Origin of the sequence: Streptomyces sp. V2I9 (genome assembly GCF_030817475.1) — a bacterium.
Classification (GTDB): Bacteria; Actinomycetota; Actinomycetes; order Streptomycetales; family Streptomycetaceae; genus Streptomyces.
On sequence record NZ_JAUSZJ010000002.1, the window covers coordinates 4,605,591 to 4,620,638 of the forward strand.

At 68.2% G+C, this 15,048-nt stretch carries 10 protein-coding genes; all 10 read left to right on the forward strand.

Annotated elements, in window-relative coordinates; genetic code table 11:
- The first annotated feature begins 41 nt into the window (after positions 1–41).
- The 10 genes from QFZ71_RS20440 (at position 42) to QFZ71_RS20485 (ending at position 15,044) form a co-directional block, all read left to right on the forward strand.
- Positions 42–2,504, forward strand: coding sequence for an ABC transporter family substrate-binding protein (locus tag QFZ71_RS20440; RefSeq protein WP_307669628.1), 2,463 nt, complete (start codon positions 42–44; stop codon positions 2,502–2,504).
- A 387-nt stretch (positions 2,505–2,891) separates the two neighbouring features.
- Positions 2,892–4,766, forward strand: a complete 1,875-nt coding sequence (gene typA / locus QFZ71_RS20445; protein ID WP_307669629.1) for a translational GTPase TypA — start codon at positions 2,892–2,894, stop codon at positions 4,764–4,766.
- Positions 4,767–5,424: 658 nt separating this feature from the next.
- The gene (locus QFZ71_RS20450; protein ID WP_307669630.1) at positions 5,425–7,041 is read left to right on the forward strand and encodes an ABC transporter substrate-binding protein; all 1,617 of its coding nucleotides are present in this window, start codon (positions 5,425–5,427) and stop codon (positions 7,039–7,041) included.
- A gap of 128 nt (positions 7,042–7,169) precedes the next feature.
- Entirely contained in the window at positions 7,170–8,099 is a 930-nt protein-coding gene (locus QFZ71_RS20455; RefSeq protein WP_307669631.1) for an ABC transporter permease, read from the forward strand.
- Positions 8,092–9,045 carry an ABC transporter permease gene (locus QFZ71_RS20460; RefSeq protein WP_307669632.1) on the forward strand — a complete coding sequence of 318 codons (954 nt, stop codon included), beginning with the start codon at positions 8,092–8,094 and terminating at the stop codon, positions 9,043–9,045. Before QFZ71_RS20455 ends, QFZ71_RS20460 begins: the two co-directional genes overlap by 8 nt.
- Positions 9,046–9,056: 11 nt before the next feature.
- Positions 9,057–10,115, forward strand: coding sequence for an ABC transporter ATP-binding protein (locus QFZ71_RS20465; protein WP_307669633.1), 1,059 nt, complete (start codon positions 9,057–9,059; stop codon positions 10,113–10,115).
- Positions 10,108–11,250, forward strand: a complete 1,143-nt coding sequence (locus tag QFZ71_RS20470) for an ABC transporter ATP-binding protein (protein WP_307669634.1) — start codon at positions 10,108–10,110, stop codon at positions 11,248–11,250. Before QFZ71_RS20465 ends, QFZ71_RS20470 begins: the two co-directional genes overlap by 8 nt.
- Positions 11,251–11,414: 164 nt before the next feature.
- Positions 11,415–13,046, forward strand: a complete 1,632-nt coding sequence (locus QFZ71_RS20475; RefSeq protein ID WP_307669635.1) for an ABC transporter substrate-binding protein — start codon at positions 11,415–11,417, stop codon at positions 13,044–13,046.
- 104 nt (positions 13,047–13,150) lie between these two features.
- Complete coding sequence (locus QFZ71_RS20480; RefSeq protein WP_307669636.1) at positions 13,151–14,074, forward strand: ABC transporter permease; 924 nt, start codon at positions 13,151–13,153, stop codon at positions 14,072–14,074.
- A complete protein-coding gene (locus tag QFZ71_RS20485; protein ID WP_307669637.1) occupies positions 14,067–15,044 on the forward strand; it encodes an ABC transporter permease in 978 nt (325 codons plus the stop codon). The genes QFZ71_RS20480 and QFZ71_RS20485 overlap by 8 nt, the downstream gene beginning before the upstream one ends.
- Positions 15,045–15,048: the final 4 nt, after the last annotated feature.

The following is a 15,048-nucleotide window of genomic DNA, read 5'->3' on the forward strand; positions in this document are numbered from 1 at the left end:
CCGGTACGGGGTGGTCCGGGCCGGCCCCGGAGGTATCAGCCATGTCCCACGTCGGCGTCCCGCGCGGGACGGTTCGAAAGCGCCGCACGCTCGCGCTCCTCACGACGGGGGTGCTCACGATCCCGGTGCTGGCGGGGTGCAGCTCCGGCGGTGAGGAGGCCCCACGGGGCGTGCCGCAGGACATCGCGCCCACCGCCCGCCAGGCGGTCGCCGACGGCTCCACCGTGACGTGGGCGATCGACGCGCTGCCCGCCACCTTCAACGCCTTCCAGGCGGACGCGGACGGCGCCACCGCCCGGATCACCGAGGCCGTGCTCCCCACGCTCTTCCCGATGGACCGGACCGGGCAGCCGAAGCTCAACCCGGACTACCTGGAGTCCGCGAAGGTCATCGAGCGCGAGCCGAAGCAGGTCGTGCTCTACAAGCTCAACCAGCGGGCGGTGTGGAGCGACGGGCGCGAGATCGGTGCCCCCGACTTCGTCGCCCAGTGGCGGGCCCTCAGGGGCAAGGACTCCGCGTTCTGGACCGCCCGCAACTCCGGCTACGAGCGGATCGAGAAGATCGAGCGCGGCGCGGACGACCTCCAGGTACGGGTCACCTTCTCCAAGCCGTACGCCGACTGGCGCTCGCTGTTCTCGCCGCTCTACCCGAAGGAGATCACCGGCTCGCCGGAGGCCTTCAACGACGGTGCGCGCACCACCCTCAAGAACACCGCCGGGCCCTTCGTCCTGCGCGGTGTCGACAAGGCCGAGGGCACCGTGACCCTCGCCCGCAGTGCGCGCTGGTGGGGCGACAAGGCCAAGCTCGACACACTCGTCTTCCGGGCGGTCGCCCCCAAGGACCGTACGAAGGCCCTCGCGGACGGCGCGGTGGACGTCGCCGATATCGACCCGTCCACCGCCGACCGCATCACGCTCGCCCGCCGCGACCGGGGCGGCAACGGCCAGCCGCTGACCCACGGTCCGGGCGCCGACGTCTCGCCCGCCGCCGCCCTGCGCTCCTACGCCGTGGCACACGGCAGTGACGAGAAGGCCGCCGGGATCGAGAAGGCCGCACGGGCGAAGAACCGCAAGGCCGCCCTCGCGTACGCCGCGGAGCAGAAGGCCCTGCGCGCCTTCGCCGTACGCAAGTCCCTGGAGCCCGCCTACACCCAGCTCGCGCTGAACGGTGAGTCCGGGCCGCTCGCCGACGACCGGGTCCGCCGCGCGGTGGCCCGCGCCCTGGACCGCCAGGAGCTGGCGCAGACGGTGCTGGGGCCGCTGGGGCTTCCGGCCAAGCCGCTCGGCAGCCACCTCGCCCTTGAGGGGCAGCCCGGTTACCAGGACGGCAGCGGGGCGCTCGGCGAGCAGAACACCCGGGAGGCCCGCGCCCTGCTGGCGGACGCGGGCTGGACCCGCGGCGGCGCGGCCCGGCCGCCCAAGGACACCAAGGCCGGCAGCGAGGCGGAGAAGAAGGGCGACCAGGGCACCGACGCGGAGGAGAAGTCCACCGGGGGCGCCGAGAAGGAGAAGGGCGCCGCACAGGACAAGGACCAGGCCAAGGACGCCACGAGCGAGAAGGAAGCCGAGAAGGCCGAGAAGGCCGAGAAGGCCGAGAAGGAAGCCGAAAGGAAGGCCGGAACGGACGAGGCCGACCGGGCCGGCCGGGGCGGGGAGGACTCCGCCGCCTCCCGCGACGAGGGGCTCTACATCGTCGGCGAGGACAACAAGCCCGGCGCCCACGCCCCCGCGCACGCCACCAGCGGCACGTCCGCCGTCCATGTCCTCGCCCCCGCCCGGCACGCGGCCGTCCAGAGCGCCGCGCTGCGCCGCCAGGCCGCCGCGGCCACGGGTGAGGACGGCACGGTCGCCGCGCGGGACAAGCGGCCCGGCGGGGCCGCCGGAGCGTACGCCCCCGTCGGCACCGCCGCCCCCGCGCCCGCCGCGGCCAAGGGGCAGCTCGGCAAGGACGGCAAGACGCTGACCCTGCGCTTCGTCCTCCCCTCCGGACCGGGCTCCCAGTCGCTGCGCAGCGTCGGGGACAAGATCGCGGCGATGCTGGAGAAGATCGGCATCGGCACCGAGATCACCAAGGTCTCCGACGAGAGCTACTTCCAGGACCACATCGCCTCCGGCGCGTACGACCTGGCGCTCTACTCGTGGCCCGCCACCGCCTACCCGGCCACCGACGGACGCCCCATCTACGCCAAGCCGGAGCCCGCCACCGACGGGTCGCTCCTGGTGGAGCAGAACTACACCCGCGTCGGCACCGACCACATCGACCAGCTCTTCGACCGGGCCGCCGCCGAGCTGGACGAGAAGGCCGCACGCGAGCTGATGAAGCAGGCGGACGCCCGGATCTGGGCTGCCGCCGGATCGATTCCGCTCTACCAGCGCCCGCAGCTCGTCGCCGTCGACAAGAAGCTCGCGAACGTCGGGGCGTTCGGGTTCGCGGCCCCCCGGTACCAGGACATCGGGTTCAAGAACCGGCAAGCCGCAGGTTCCCCCGCAGACCGCAAGAAGTAGCGGTCAAGTACCACACCCGCAGGCCGCCAAGCTCAGATGCATCTCAAAACCCTTGCCCGCCGGTTCCGCCGGCGGGCAAGGTGGTGCCTGCCCTTGACCCGGGCCGTTCATCGCTTCACCGCTCCTCACCCCCCACAGCTCCGCCCGCGTTCCGGCCGCATCGACGGCCCGGCAGTACCCGAGGGCCCGGTTCGAGGCCCTTGACACCGGCTGAATATCGCCTGAATCACACGGGAAGACCGTCTCCGCGGATCGGTCCGGGAAGCCCGGCGGGCCCAGGGCCCGTACGATGGGACGAGCCGTGGCGTGCCGCCCGGCGGGCGTACGAGGACTCGAAGACCGACTGAGACGCCTGATCCCACGATCCGAGAGAAGCGCAAGCCACCCATGCCCACGCGCCACGACATCCGTAACGTAGCCATCGTCGCCCACGTCGACCACGGCAAGACCACGCTGGTCGACGCCATGCTCAAGCAGGCCGGCTCCTTCGCCGCCCACGCTGCCGAGTCGCTCGACGACCGCATGATGGACTCGAACGACCTGGAGCGTGAGAAGGGCATCACGATCCTCGCCAAGAACACGGCGGTGAAGTATCACCCCAAGGACGGCGGGGACCCGATCACGATCAACATCATCGACACCCCCGGCCACGCCGACTTCGGTGGCGAGGTCGAGCGGGGCCTGTCGATGGTGGACGCCGTCGTGCTGCTCGTCGACGCCTCCGAGGGCCCGCTGCCCCAGACCCGCTTCGTGCTGCGCAAGGCGCTCTCCGCGAAGATGCCGGTCATCCTCTGCATCAACAAGACGGACCGCCCCGACTCCCGGATCGCCGAGGTCGTCGACGAGACGTACGACCTGTTCCTGGACCTGGACGCGGACGAGGACCAGATCGAGTTCCCGATCGTCTACGCCTGCGCCCGTGACGGCGTGGCCTCGCTGACCAAGCCCGAGGACGGCACCGTCCCGCAGGACAGCGACAGCCTGGAGCCGTTCTTCAACACGATCCTGGCGCACGTCCCGGCCCCCGAGTTCGACGCGGACGCGCCGCTCCAGGCCCACGTCACCAACCTGGACGCCGACAACTTCCTCGGCCGTATCGCGCTCTGCCGCGTCGAGCAGGGCGAGCTGCGCAAGGGCCAGACCGTCACCTGGATCAAGCGCGACGGCACCATGTCCAACGTGCGCGTCACCGAGCTGCTGATGACCGAGGCGCTCACCCGCAAGCCCGCCGAGGTGGCGGGCCCCGGCGACATCTGCGCCGTGGCCGGATTCCCGGACATCATGATCGGCGAGACCCTGGCCGACCCCGAGAACCCGATCGCGCTCCCGCTGATCACGGTCGACGAGCCCGCCATCTCCATGACCATCGGCACCAACACCTCGCCGCTCGTCGGCAAGGGCGGCAAGGGCCACAAGGTCACCGCCCGCCAGGTGAAGGACCGCCTCGACCGCGAGCTGATCGGTAACGTCTCGCTCCGCGTCCTGGACACCGAGCGCCCCGACGCCTGGGAGGTCCAGGGCCGCGGTGAGCTGGCGCTCGCCATCCTGGTCGAGCAGATGCGCCGCGAGGGCTTCGAGCTGACCGTCGGCAAGCCCGAGGTCGTCACCAAGCAGATCGACGGCAAGACGCACGAGCCGATCGAGCGCATGACGATCGACTCGCCCGAGGAGCACCTCGGCGCCATCACCCAGCTCATGGCGACCCGCAAGGGCCGCATGGAGACCATGACGAACCACGGCTCCGGCTGGGTCCGCATGGAGTGGATCGTCCCGTCCCGCGGCCTCATCGGCTTCCGTACGGAGTTCCTGACCCAGACCCGCGGCACCGGCATCGCGCACTCCATCTTCGAGGGCCACGAGCCGTGGTTCGGCGAGCTGCGCACCCGTCACAACGGCTCGCTGGTGGCGGACCGTTCGGGCTCGGTCACGCCGTTCGCCATGGTCAACCTCCAGGAGCGCGGCACCATCTTCACCGAGGCCGGCACCGAGGTGTACGAGGGCATGATCGTCGGCGAGAACTCGCGCGCCGACGACATGGACGTGAACATCACCAAGGAGAAGAAGCTCACCAACATGCGTGCGGCCTCCGCGGACAACACGGAGAACGTGGTCCCGGCCCGCAAGCTGTCGCTGGAGCAGTCCCTGGAGTTCTGCCGCGAGGACGAGTGCATCGAGGTGACCCCGGAGACCGTGCGTATCCGCAAGGTCGTCCTCGACCAGCGCGAGCGCAGCCGCGCCGCCTCCCGCGCCAAGCACGGCTGATCCCTCTCACGGGACCCGGCGGCCCGATGTCCGGGCCGCCGGGAGCCGTACGGGCCGACACGCCGCCGTACGGCCCCGACGCACCCGAGGACCGCCCGGACGCCCGTGAGGGCCTCCGGGCGGTCCCGTCAGGGCCCGGGGGCATCAGGGCCGGAGACCCCGCCGGGGAGGTCCGCCGGCGGGTTCCCGAGCCTCGGAGCCGTACGCTCCGCATGCGGAGGTCTCCGCGCACCCCGGCCGCTCGTCGGACGGTGCGTCAGCACAGCCGTTGACAGAAGGCCCGGCCCACCACGGACACTGTGGTGGGCCGGGCCTTCGTCAATCGCTTTTCCTGACCGTGCTGTCCGGATATCGGGGGTCGCTCTCCGGAACATGTGTTAACAGTCCGTTTCGGGCGTGTCTGTCTGGGATCACTTTGTCCGGATTTCGGGCACACGGGCGGGTCTGATGTTGTCAAACCGAGACCCTTTAAGTGTGGTTTACAGCCCGGTCGTACTCAATAGTTGGCTCCATTGAGCTCGGGTCAATGGGTCACGCACTGTGGGGAGTGCCGACTCACGAGCACACTCGGGGCACTGAACGATCACCGTCAGGGGTGTCGGTGAATCTCTCCAGTGCCCTTCTTGTAGTCAAAAGTGGACTCATGAGGAGGAAACCCATGCGCGGTGCCAAGAGCGCCAAGTGGGTCGCGGGAGCGGCCGTCATCGCCCTGGCCGCGACTGCCTGTGGCGGCGGCGACAGTGGTAGCGACAAGAAGAACACGTCGGGTCAGCCCGCCGGGTACGTCTCGATCGACGTCGGTGAGCCCCAGAAGCCTCTGATGCCGGCCGACACGAACGAGAGCAACGGCTCCTACGTCATCCAGTCGCTGTTCACGCAGCTGCTGGACTTCGACGACAAGGGCGAGATCGTTCTCACGAACGCCGAGTCCGTCGAGACCGAGGACTCCAAGACCTGGACGGTCAAGCTCAAGGCCGGCTGGAAGTTCCACAACGGCGAGGCCGTGACCGCGCAGTCGTACATCGACGCGTGGAACTGGTACGCCAACGTCGAGAACAAGCAGCAGAACGCGTTCTGGTTCTCCGACATCAAGGGCTACGCGGACGTCCACCCCGAGAAGGGTGCGCCGAAGTCCGACAAGATGTCGGGTCTGAAGGCCGTGGACGACACCACGTTCACGATCGAGCTGACCGACAAGGTCCCGTACTTCAACTACAAGCTCGGCTACGCGACCTTCGCGCCGCTGCCCAAGGTCTTCTACGACGACCCGAAGGCGTTCGGCCAGAAGCCGATCGGCAACGGCCCGTACACGTTCGAGAAGTGGACCCACAAGAAGCTCATCCAGGTCAAGGCCTGGCCCGAGTACCAGGGTCCGAACAAGGCTGCCAACAAGGGCATCCAGTTCAAGAACTACTCGACCGTCGAGGCCGCGTACTCGGACGTCATCTCCGGCAACCTGGACATGATCCGCCAGGTCGGCCCGCGTGACCTCCCGAAGTACAAGGCGGACCTCGGTGACGGCGCGATCGACCAGCCGTACGCCGCGATCCAGACGCTGACCCCGGCGTTCTACTCGAAGACGTTCAAGGACATCGACCCCAAGGTCCTCCAGGGTCTGTCCATGGCGATCGACCGTGAGACCATCACGAAGACCGTCCTGAACGGCACCCGCATCCCGGCGACGAGCTTCACGCCCCCGCAGGTCAAGGGCAACCAGACGCTCGACTCGGACGTCCTGAAGTTCAACCCGGCCAAGGCCAAGGAGCTCATCAAGGCCGGCGGCGGCGTCCCGGAGAACAAGTTCTCCATCCAGTACAACGCCGACGGTGGGCACAAGGAGTGGGTGACCGCTGTCTGCGAGTCCATCCGCAACGCCACCGGGGTCGACTGCGTGGGCGACGCCAAGCCGGACTTCCCGACCGACCTCGAAGCGCGTGACAACAACGAGGTCAAGGGCTTCTACCGCGGTGGCTGGGTGGCCGACTACCCCGTCAACGTGAACTTCCTCAAGGAGCTCTACCACTCCAAGGCGGAGTCGAACAACGGTCGCTTCAGCGACAAGGAGATCGACGACCTGATGGCGAAGGGTGACAAGGCCGACTCGCTCGAGGCCTCCGTCGCCGCCTACCAGGAGGTCGAGAAGAAGCTGGTCGACAAGATGCCGGCCATCCCGCTCTGGTACTACGCCATCAACGGCGGCCACGGCAAGAACGTCGACAACGTCAAGGTCGACTTCCACGGTGACCTCGAACTGACCGGCGTCACCACCAAGTAACGCCTGCGGGTCATTCCCCAACTGGCCGTCATCCGCCCGTGCTGCCCCTCAGCACGGCCGGAGGCGCGGGGGTCGTCTCTGCGAAGAGACGGCCCCCGCGCCGCAGTTATCCCCACACGGAGGCACCCATGGGGCGCTATGTCGCACGACGACTGCTCCAGATGATCCCGGTCTTCATCGGGTCGACCCTGCTGGTCTTCCTGATGATGTACGCACTGCCCGGCGACCCCGTCAGAGCACTTGCCGGAGAACAGCACGTAGACGCGACGCAGATCGCGCAGATCAAGGCAGACCTCGGACTGGACCAGCCGATCTGGCAGCAGTACCTGAATTACCTCGGCAATCTGTTCCAGGGCGACCTCGGCAACCAGATCGGAACGCAGCGTCCGGTCGCCGAAGTCATCGCCGACGCCTACCCGATCACCATCAGACTGGCGATCTTCGCCTTCGTCTTCACGGTCGTCGCCGGTATCTCGCTCGGCATCGTCGCCGGCCTCAAGGCCGACTCCATCCGGGACCGCGGTCTGCTCGGCCTGACGCTGGTGCTGATCTCCATGCCGTCCTTCGTGCTGGGCTTCCTCGTTCAGTACTTCTTCGCGTTCCAGCTCGGCATCGCCAAGCCGAACGTGAGCCTCGATCCGACCAACGGCGAGTTGATCATGCCGGCCATCGTGCTGGCGTCGCTGTCACTCGCGTACGTCGCCCGCCTCACCCGTACCTCGGTCGCCGAGAACCTGCGCGCCGACTACATGCGTACGGCCGTCGCCAAGGGCCTGCCGCGGCGGCGGGTCATCGGCGTGCACCTGATGCGCAACTCGCTCATCCCGGTCGTCACCTTCCTCGGCACCGACATCGGCGCCCTCATGGGCGGCGCGATCGTGACCGAGGGCATCTTCAACATCAAGGGCGTCGGACAGCTCGTCTTCGAGGCGCTCGCCAAGCGCGAAGGCGCCACCGTCGTCGGCGTCGTGACGCTGCTCGTCATCGTCTACCTCGTCTGCAGCCTGCTCGTCGACCTGCTCTACGCGGTCCTGGACCCGAGGATCCGGTATGCCTGACACCACCGCACTCAAGAGCACCGACGCTCCGGCCACGGCCGTCGACGCGGCGCCCGCCACGGACACGGGCCCCGCGCCCGGCAAGCCGCGCAGCCTCTGGTCGGACGCCTGGCACGACCTGCGCCGCAACCCGCTCTTCCTCATCTCGATGGTGCTGATCGTGCTGCTCGCCGTCATGGCGATCTTCCCGAGCCTGTTCACCAGCGCCTCGCCGCGGGACGCCAACCTGGCCGAGCACTACCTCCAGCACCCGAACTGGGGACACTTCTTCGCCCCCGACTGGCTCGGGTACGACGTCCAGGGCCGCTCGATCTACGCGCGTCTGATCTACGGCGCCCGCGCCTCGATCATGGTCGGCGTGATCGTCACCATCGCGGTCACCGTCACCGGACTGGTGATCGGCATGATCGCGGGCTACTTCGGCGGCTGGATCGACACGATCCTGTCCCGGATCACCGACGTCTTCTTCGGCGTCCCCTTCATCGTCGGCGCCATGGTCATCCTGACCAGCTTCGAGGAGCGCTCCGTCTGGGTCGTCATCCTGTCGATGGCCTTCCTCGGCTGGACGCAGATCGCCCGTGTCGCCCGCGGCTCGGTCATCACGATCAAGCAGGCCGACTACGTGGTCGCCGCCAAGGCGCTCGGCGCCTCCACCACCCGGATCCTGACGCGGCACATCCTGCCGAACGCCATCGCTCCGGTGATCGTGGTCGCCACCATCGCGCTCGGCGGTTACATCGCCGCCGAGGCCACCCTGTCCTTCCTCGGTATCGGCCTCGCCGAGCCGACGGTCTCGTGGGGCATCGACGTGTCCGCTGCGAAGGACCAGCTCCGCAACGCGCCGTTCGTCCTGGTCATCCCCTCGGTGATGGTCTCGATCACGGTGCTGTCCTTCCTGATGTTCGGCGATGCGGTCCGCAACGCCCTCGACCCCAAGATGCGCTGAGGGAGGCGTTCGTGACCACCATCGACAAAACGGCTCACGTCCCCGCACCGCGGGAGTCCGTGAGTGGCGACGGTCCACTGCTCGACGTCCGTGACCTGCACGTGGAGTTCCACACCCGTGACGGTGTGGCCAAGGCGGTCAACGGTGTGAACTACACCGTCAGTGCCGGCGAGACGCTCGCCGTGCTGGGCGAGTCCGGCTCCGGCAAGTCCGTGACCGCGCAGACCATCATGGGCATCCTCGACATGCCGCCCGGGAAGATCACGCAGGGCGAGATCCTCTTCCGCGGCCAGGACATGCTGAAGATGTCCAACGAGGAGCGCCGGAAGATCCGCGGCCGCAAGATCGCGATGATCTTCCAGGACGCGCTGTCCTCGCTGAACCCGGTCCTCACCGTCGGCTACCAGCTCGGCGAGATGTTCCGGGTCCACCAGGGCCTCTCCAAGAAGGAGGCCAAGGCCAGGTCCATCGAGCTGATGGACCAGGTCAAGATCCCGGCCGCCGCGGCCCGTGTCTCGGACTTCCCGCACCAGTTCTCCGGCGGTATGCGCCAGCGCATCATGATCGCCATGGCGCTGGCCCTGGAGCCGGACCTGATCATCGCGGACGAGCCGACCACCGCGCTCGACGTGACGGTGCAGGCCCAGGTCATGGACCTGCTGGCCGAGCTCCAGCGCGAGTACAACATGGGTCTGATCCTGATCACCCACGACCTCGGCGTGGTCGCCGACGTCGCGGACAAGATCGCCGTGATGTACGCGGGGCGGATCGTGGAGACGGCCCCGGTCGGCGAGCTGTACAGCCGTCCGGCCCACCCGTACACCAAGGGTCTGCTGGACTCCATCCCGCGCCTGGACCAGAAGGGCCAGGAGCTGTACGCGATCAAGGGGTTGCCGCCCAACCTCACGCGTATCCCCGCGGGCTGTGCCTTCAGCCCGCGCTGCCCCAAGGCACAGGACATCTGCCGTACCGAGGTTCCGCCGCTCGTCCCGGTGACCGAGCAGGACGGCCTCGAGCTGGTCGGCCGCGGCAGCGCGTGCCACTTCTGGAAGGAGACGATCCATGGCTGAGCTCGACAAGGAGCCCCTGGACGCCACCCCCAACGTCTCCGAGGTGGAGACCGTGGACGCCGCGACCGAGGCGGAGGCCGTAGCCGCCATCGACGCGCCCATCAGCCAGGGTGAGCCGATCCTCCAGGTGCGCAACCTGGTCAAGCACTTCCCGCTGACCCAGGGCATCCTCTTCAAGAAGCAGATCGGCGCGGTCAAGGCCGTCGACGGGATCTCCTTCGACCTGTACGCCGGGGAGACCCTCGGCATCGTGGGCGAGTCCGGCTGCGGCAAGTCCACGGTCGCCAAGCTCCTGATGACGCTGGAGCGGGCCACCGCCGGCGAGGTCTTCTACAAGGGCCAGGACATCACCAAGCTGTCCGGCCGGGCGCTGAAGGCCGTGCGCCGCAACATCCAGATGGTGTTCCAGGACCCGTACACGTCGCTGAACCCGCGCATGACGGTCGGCGACATCATCGGGGAGACCTTCGAGATCCACCCCGAGGTGGCCCCGAAGGGCGACCGGCGCCGCCGCGTCCAGGAGCTCCTGGACGTCGTGGGTCTGAACCCGGAGTACATCAACCGCTACCCGCACCAGTTCTCCGGCGGTCAGCGCCAGCGCATCGGCATCGCCCGCGGCCTCGCGCTCAACCCGGAGATCATCATCTGCGACGAGCCGGTCTCCGCGCTCGACGTGTCGGTGCAGGCGCAGGTCATCAACCTGATGGAGAAGCTCCAGGACGAGTTCAACCTGTCCTACGTCTTCATCGCGCACGACCTCTCGATCGTCCGGCACATCTCCGACCGGGTCGGCGTGATGTACCTCGGCAAGATGGCCGAGATCGGCACGGACACCCAGATCTACGACCACCCGACGCACCCCTACACCCAGGCGCTGCTGTCGGCGGTCCCGGTCCCCGACCCGACGGCCCGCGAGGGGCGCGAGCGGATCATCCTCTCCGGTGACGTCCCGTCACCGGCGAACCCGCCCTCGGGCTGCCGCTTCCGCACCCGGTGCTGGAAGGCGGAGGACCGCTGCGCGACGGAGGAGCCCCTGCTGGCGATCCCCGAGCGCTTCGTGGCGGGGAAGACCCCGGCCGCGCACGAGTCGGCGTGCCACTTCGCCGAGGAGAAGGACGTCGTGAACGCGGCGTAACCACTTCCGCTCTCCGACGACGATGCCCGGCCCCCTCCGTGGGGGCCGGGCATCGCCGCGTCCGCCCGCCGTCGACGCCCGTCCGGGGTAAGCCCGCATGCGATGGGTGGCGTTATGGGGTGATATGAGGCATTGAGCTACTCGATGACTCTAGGAGGCACTTCATGCGCGGAGCCACACAGGTCAGGTGGGCCGCATGTGCGGTGGCCGTCGCCCTGGCAGCGACGGCCTGCGGCGGCGGTGACGACGGCGGTGGCAGCGACGGCCCCGAAGGCATCGTCAGCTCCTCCTGGGGGGACCCGCAGAACCCGCTGGAGCCGGCCAACACCAACGAGGTCCAGGGCGGCAAGGTCCTCGACATGGTCTTCCGCGGACTGATCCGCTACGACCCCAAGACCGGCGAGGCCAAGAACATGGTCGCCGAGTCCATCGACACGAAGGACTCCCAGAACTTCACGATCAAGCTCAAGGACGGCTGGACGTTCTCCAACGGCGAGAAGGTCACCGCCAAGTCCTTCGTGGACGCCTGGAACTACGGCGCGGCGCTGAAGAACAACCAGAAGAACGCCTACTTCTTCCAGTACATCGAGGGCTACGACAAGGTCCACCCGGAGTCCGGCTCCGCCTCCGCCGAGACCATGTCCGGGCTGAAGGTCGTCGACGACCTGACCTTCACCGCCAAGCTCACCCAGAAGTTCTCCCTGTGGCCCGACACCCTCGGCTACAGCGCCTTCGTCCCGCTGCCCAAGGCGTTCTACGACGACCACGACGCCTGGCTCTCCAAGCCCGTCGGGAACGGCCCGTACACGATCGACTCGTACGCCAAGGGCTCCTCGATGAAGCTCCGCAAGTGGGCCGACTATCCGGGCGACGACAAGGCGAAGAACGGCGGCGTCGACCTCAAGGTCTTCACCGACAACAACACCGCCTACACCGACCTGACCTCGGGCAACCTCGACCTCGTCGACGACGTGCCCGCCTCCCAGCTCCGCAACGTCGAGGCCGACCTCGGCGACCGGTACATCAACACCCCCGCCGGCATCATCCAGACCCTGGCCTTCCCCTTCTACGACAAGGAGTGGGACACCGACGACGCGCGCAAGGTCCGCCAGGGCCTGTCGATGGCGATCAACCGGGCGCAGATCACCGACCAGATCTTCCAGAAGACCCGCACCCCAGCCTCCGACTGGACCTCCCCGGTCCTCGGCGAGGACGGCGGCTTCAAGAAGGGGCTGTGCGGCAAGGAGTGCACGTACGACAAGGCCGCGGCCAAGAAGCTGATCGACGAGGGCGGCGGCATCCCCGGCGGCCAGCTCAAGATCTCGTACAACGCGGACACCGGCTCCCACAAGGAATGGGTAGACGCCGTCTGCAACAGCATCAACAACGTGATGGGCAACAACAAGGCGTGCGTCGGCGGCCCGGTCGGCACCTTCGCCGACTTCCGCGCCCAGGTCTCCACCCAGAAGCTCTCGAGCGCCTGGCGTGCGGGCTGGCAGATGGACTACCCGCTCATCCAGAACTTCCTCCAGCCGCTCTACTACACCAACGCCCCGTCCAACGACGGCAAGTGGAGCGACAAGAAGTTCGACGACCTGATCGACAAGGCGAACGCCGAGAGCGACAAGGCGAAGGCCGTCACCACCTTCCAGGACGCGGAGAAGGTCCTCGTCGAGCAGATGCCGGTCATCCCGCTCTGGTACCAGAACGGCAGCGCCGGCTACTCGGACCGGGTGGAGAACGTCTCGCTCAACCCGTTCAGCGTCCCGGTCTACCAAGAGATCACCGTCAAGTGACGCGCTGAGCGACGCGGACGGCCGGGACGCCCGACACGCGCCCCGGCCGTCCGCGCACCCGCATCCACGCCCGCCACCGCACCCCCCGACCCCCGGAGCCCCTCATGGGACGTTATGTGATCCGGCGGCTGCTGCAGATGATCCCCGTCTTCTTCGGCACCACGCTGTTGATCTTCCTCATGGTGAACGTGATGGGCGACCCCATCGCCGGTCTCTGCGGCGACCGCCAGTGCGATCCTGCCACCGCCGCCCAGCTGCGCTCCGAGTTCGGCCTCGACAAGCCGGTGTGGCAGCAATACCTCACCTACATGGGCAACGTGTTCACCGGCGACTTCGGCACCGCGTTCAACGGGCAGAAGGTCACCGAGCTGATGGCCACCGCCTTCCCGATCACGATCCGGCTCACCATCGTCGCCATCGTCTTCGAGATCGTCATCGGCATCAGCCTCGGCGTCGTCACCGGCCTGCGGCGCGGACGCCCCATCGACACCACCGTCCTCATCCTGACGCTCGTCGTCATCGCCATCCCGACCTTCGTCACCGGCCTGCTGCTCCAGCTCCTCCTGGGCGTCGAGTGGGGCATCATCAAGCCGTCGGTCTCCGCCGACCCCACCTTCGACGAACTGCTCGTCCCCGGACTGGTCCTCGCCTCGGTCTCGCTCGCCTACGTCACCCGGCTCACCCGCACCTCGATCGCCGAGAACGCCCGCGCCGACTACGTACGCACCGCCGTCGCCAAGGGACTGCCCCGCCGCCGGGTCGTCGTCCGCCACCTGCTGCGCAACTCGCTGATCCCCGTCATCACCTTCATCGGCACCGACGTGGGAGCCCTCATGGGAGGGGCCATCGTCACCGAGCGCATCTTCAACATCCACGGCGTCGGCTACCAGCTCTACCAGGGCATCCTGCGCCAGAACTCCCAGACCGTCGTCGGGTTCGTCACGATCCTCGTCCTGGTCTTCCTGGCCGCCAACCTGATCGTCGACCTCCTGTACGCCGTACTCGACCCGAGGATCCGCTATGCCTGAGCCCCAGTCATCGGACGGAGCGATCTCCCCGGCGGGCACCGGTGGCCCGATGGACCTCGCCCTGGAGGAGGGCGCCAGCCTGGAGAAGAACCCGGGCGGCCCCGACGGCACCGGGCCCACCGGAAAGCCCCGCAGCCTCTGGTCGGACGCCTGGCGCGACCTGCGGCGCAACCCGGTCTTCATCATCTCCGCGCTGGTCATCCTCTTCCTGGTGATCATCTCGATCTGGCCCTCGCTCATCGCGAGCGGCGACCCCCTCCAGGCCGACCTGGACGACGCCCAGAAGGGCTCCGAACCCGGCCACCCCTTCGGCTTCGACCCGCAGGGCCGCGACGTCTACACCCGGGTCGTGTACGGCACCCGCACCTCGGTGACCGTCGGCGTCTGCGCCACCCTCGGCGTCGCCCTCTTCGGCAGTGTGCTCGGCGGACTCGCGGGCTTCTTCGGCGGCTGGTGGGACTCGATCCTCTCCCGCCTCACCGACGTCTTCTTCGGCATCCCCGTCGTCCTCGGCGGCCTGGTCTTCCTCTCCGTCGTCACCAGCTCCACCGTCTGGCCCGTCGTCGGCTTCATCGTCCTGCTCGGCTGGCCCCAGATCGCCCGCATCGCCCGCGGCTCGGTCATCACCGCCAAACAGAACGACTACGTCCAGGCGGCCCGCGCGCTCGGCGCCTCCAACTCCCGGATGATGCTGCGCCACATCACCCCGAACGCCATCGCACCCGTCATCGTCGTGGCGACCATCGCGCTCGGCACGTACATCTCCCTGGAGGCGACCCTGTCCTTCCTCGGCGTCGGCCTGAAGGACCCGGCCGTCTCCTGGGGCATCGACATCTCCGCGGCCGCCAACTACATCCGCAACGCCCCGCACATGCTGCTGTGGCCCGCCGGGGCGCTGGCGATCACCGTGCTCGCGTTCATCATGCTCGGCGACGCGGTGCGCGACGCCCTCGACCCCAAGCTGCGCTGAGGAG

Excerpts from the sequence above, each read along its gene's own strand:
- QFZ71_RS20440 (WP_307669628.1), top strand. The coding sequence starts at position 42 with ATGTCCCACGTCGGCGTCCCGCGCGGGACGGTTCGAAAGCGCCGCACG.
- typA (WP_307669629.1), top strand. The coding sequence starts at position 2,892 with ATGCCCACGCGCCACGACATCCGTAACGTAGCCATCGTCGCCCACGTC.
- QFZ71_RS20450 (WP_307669630.1), top strand. The coding sequence starts at position 5,425 with ATGCGCGGTGCCAAGAGCGCCAAGTGGGTCGCGGGAGCGGCCGTCATC.
- QFZ71_RS20455 (WP_307669631.1), top strand. The coding sequence starts at position 7,170 with ATGGGGCGCTATGTCGCACGACGACTGCTCCAGATGATCCCGGTCTTC.
- QFZ71_RS20460 (WP_307669632.1), top strand. The coding sequence starts at position 8,092 with ATGCCTGACACCACCGCACTCAAGAGCACCGACGCTCCGGCCACGGCC.
- QFZ71_RS20470 (WP_307669634.1), top strand. The coding sequence starts at position 10,108 with ATGGCTGAGCTCGACAAGGAGCCCCTGGACGCCACCCCCAACGTCTCC.
- QFZ71_RS20475 (WP_307669635.1), top strand. The coding sequence starts at position 11,415 with ATGCGCGGAGCCACACAGGTCAGGTGGGCCGCATGTGCGGTGGCCGTC.
- QFZ71_RS20480 (WP_307669636.1), top strand. The coding sequence starts at position 13,151 with ATGGGACGTTATGTGATCCGGCGGCTGCTGCAGATGATCCCCGTCTTC.
- QFZ71_RS20485 (WP_307669637.1), top strand. The coding sequence starts at position 14,067 with ATGCCTGAGCCCCAGTCATCGGACGGAGCGATCTCCCCGGCGGGCACC.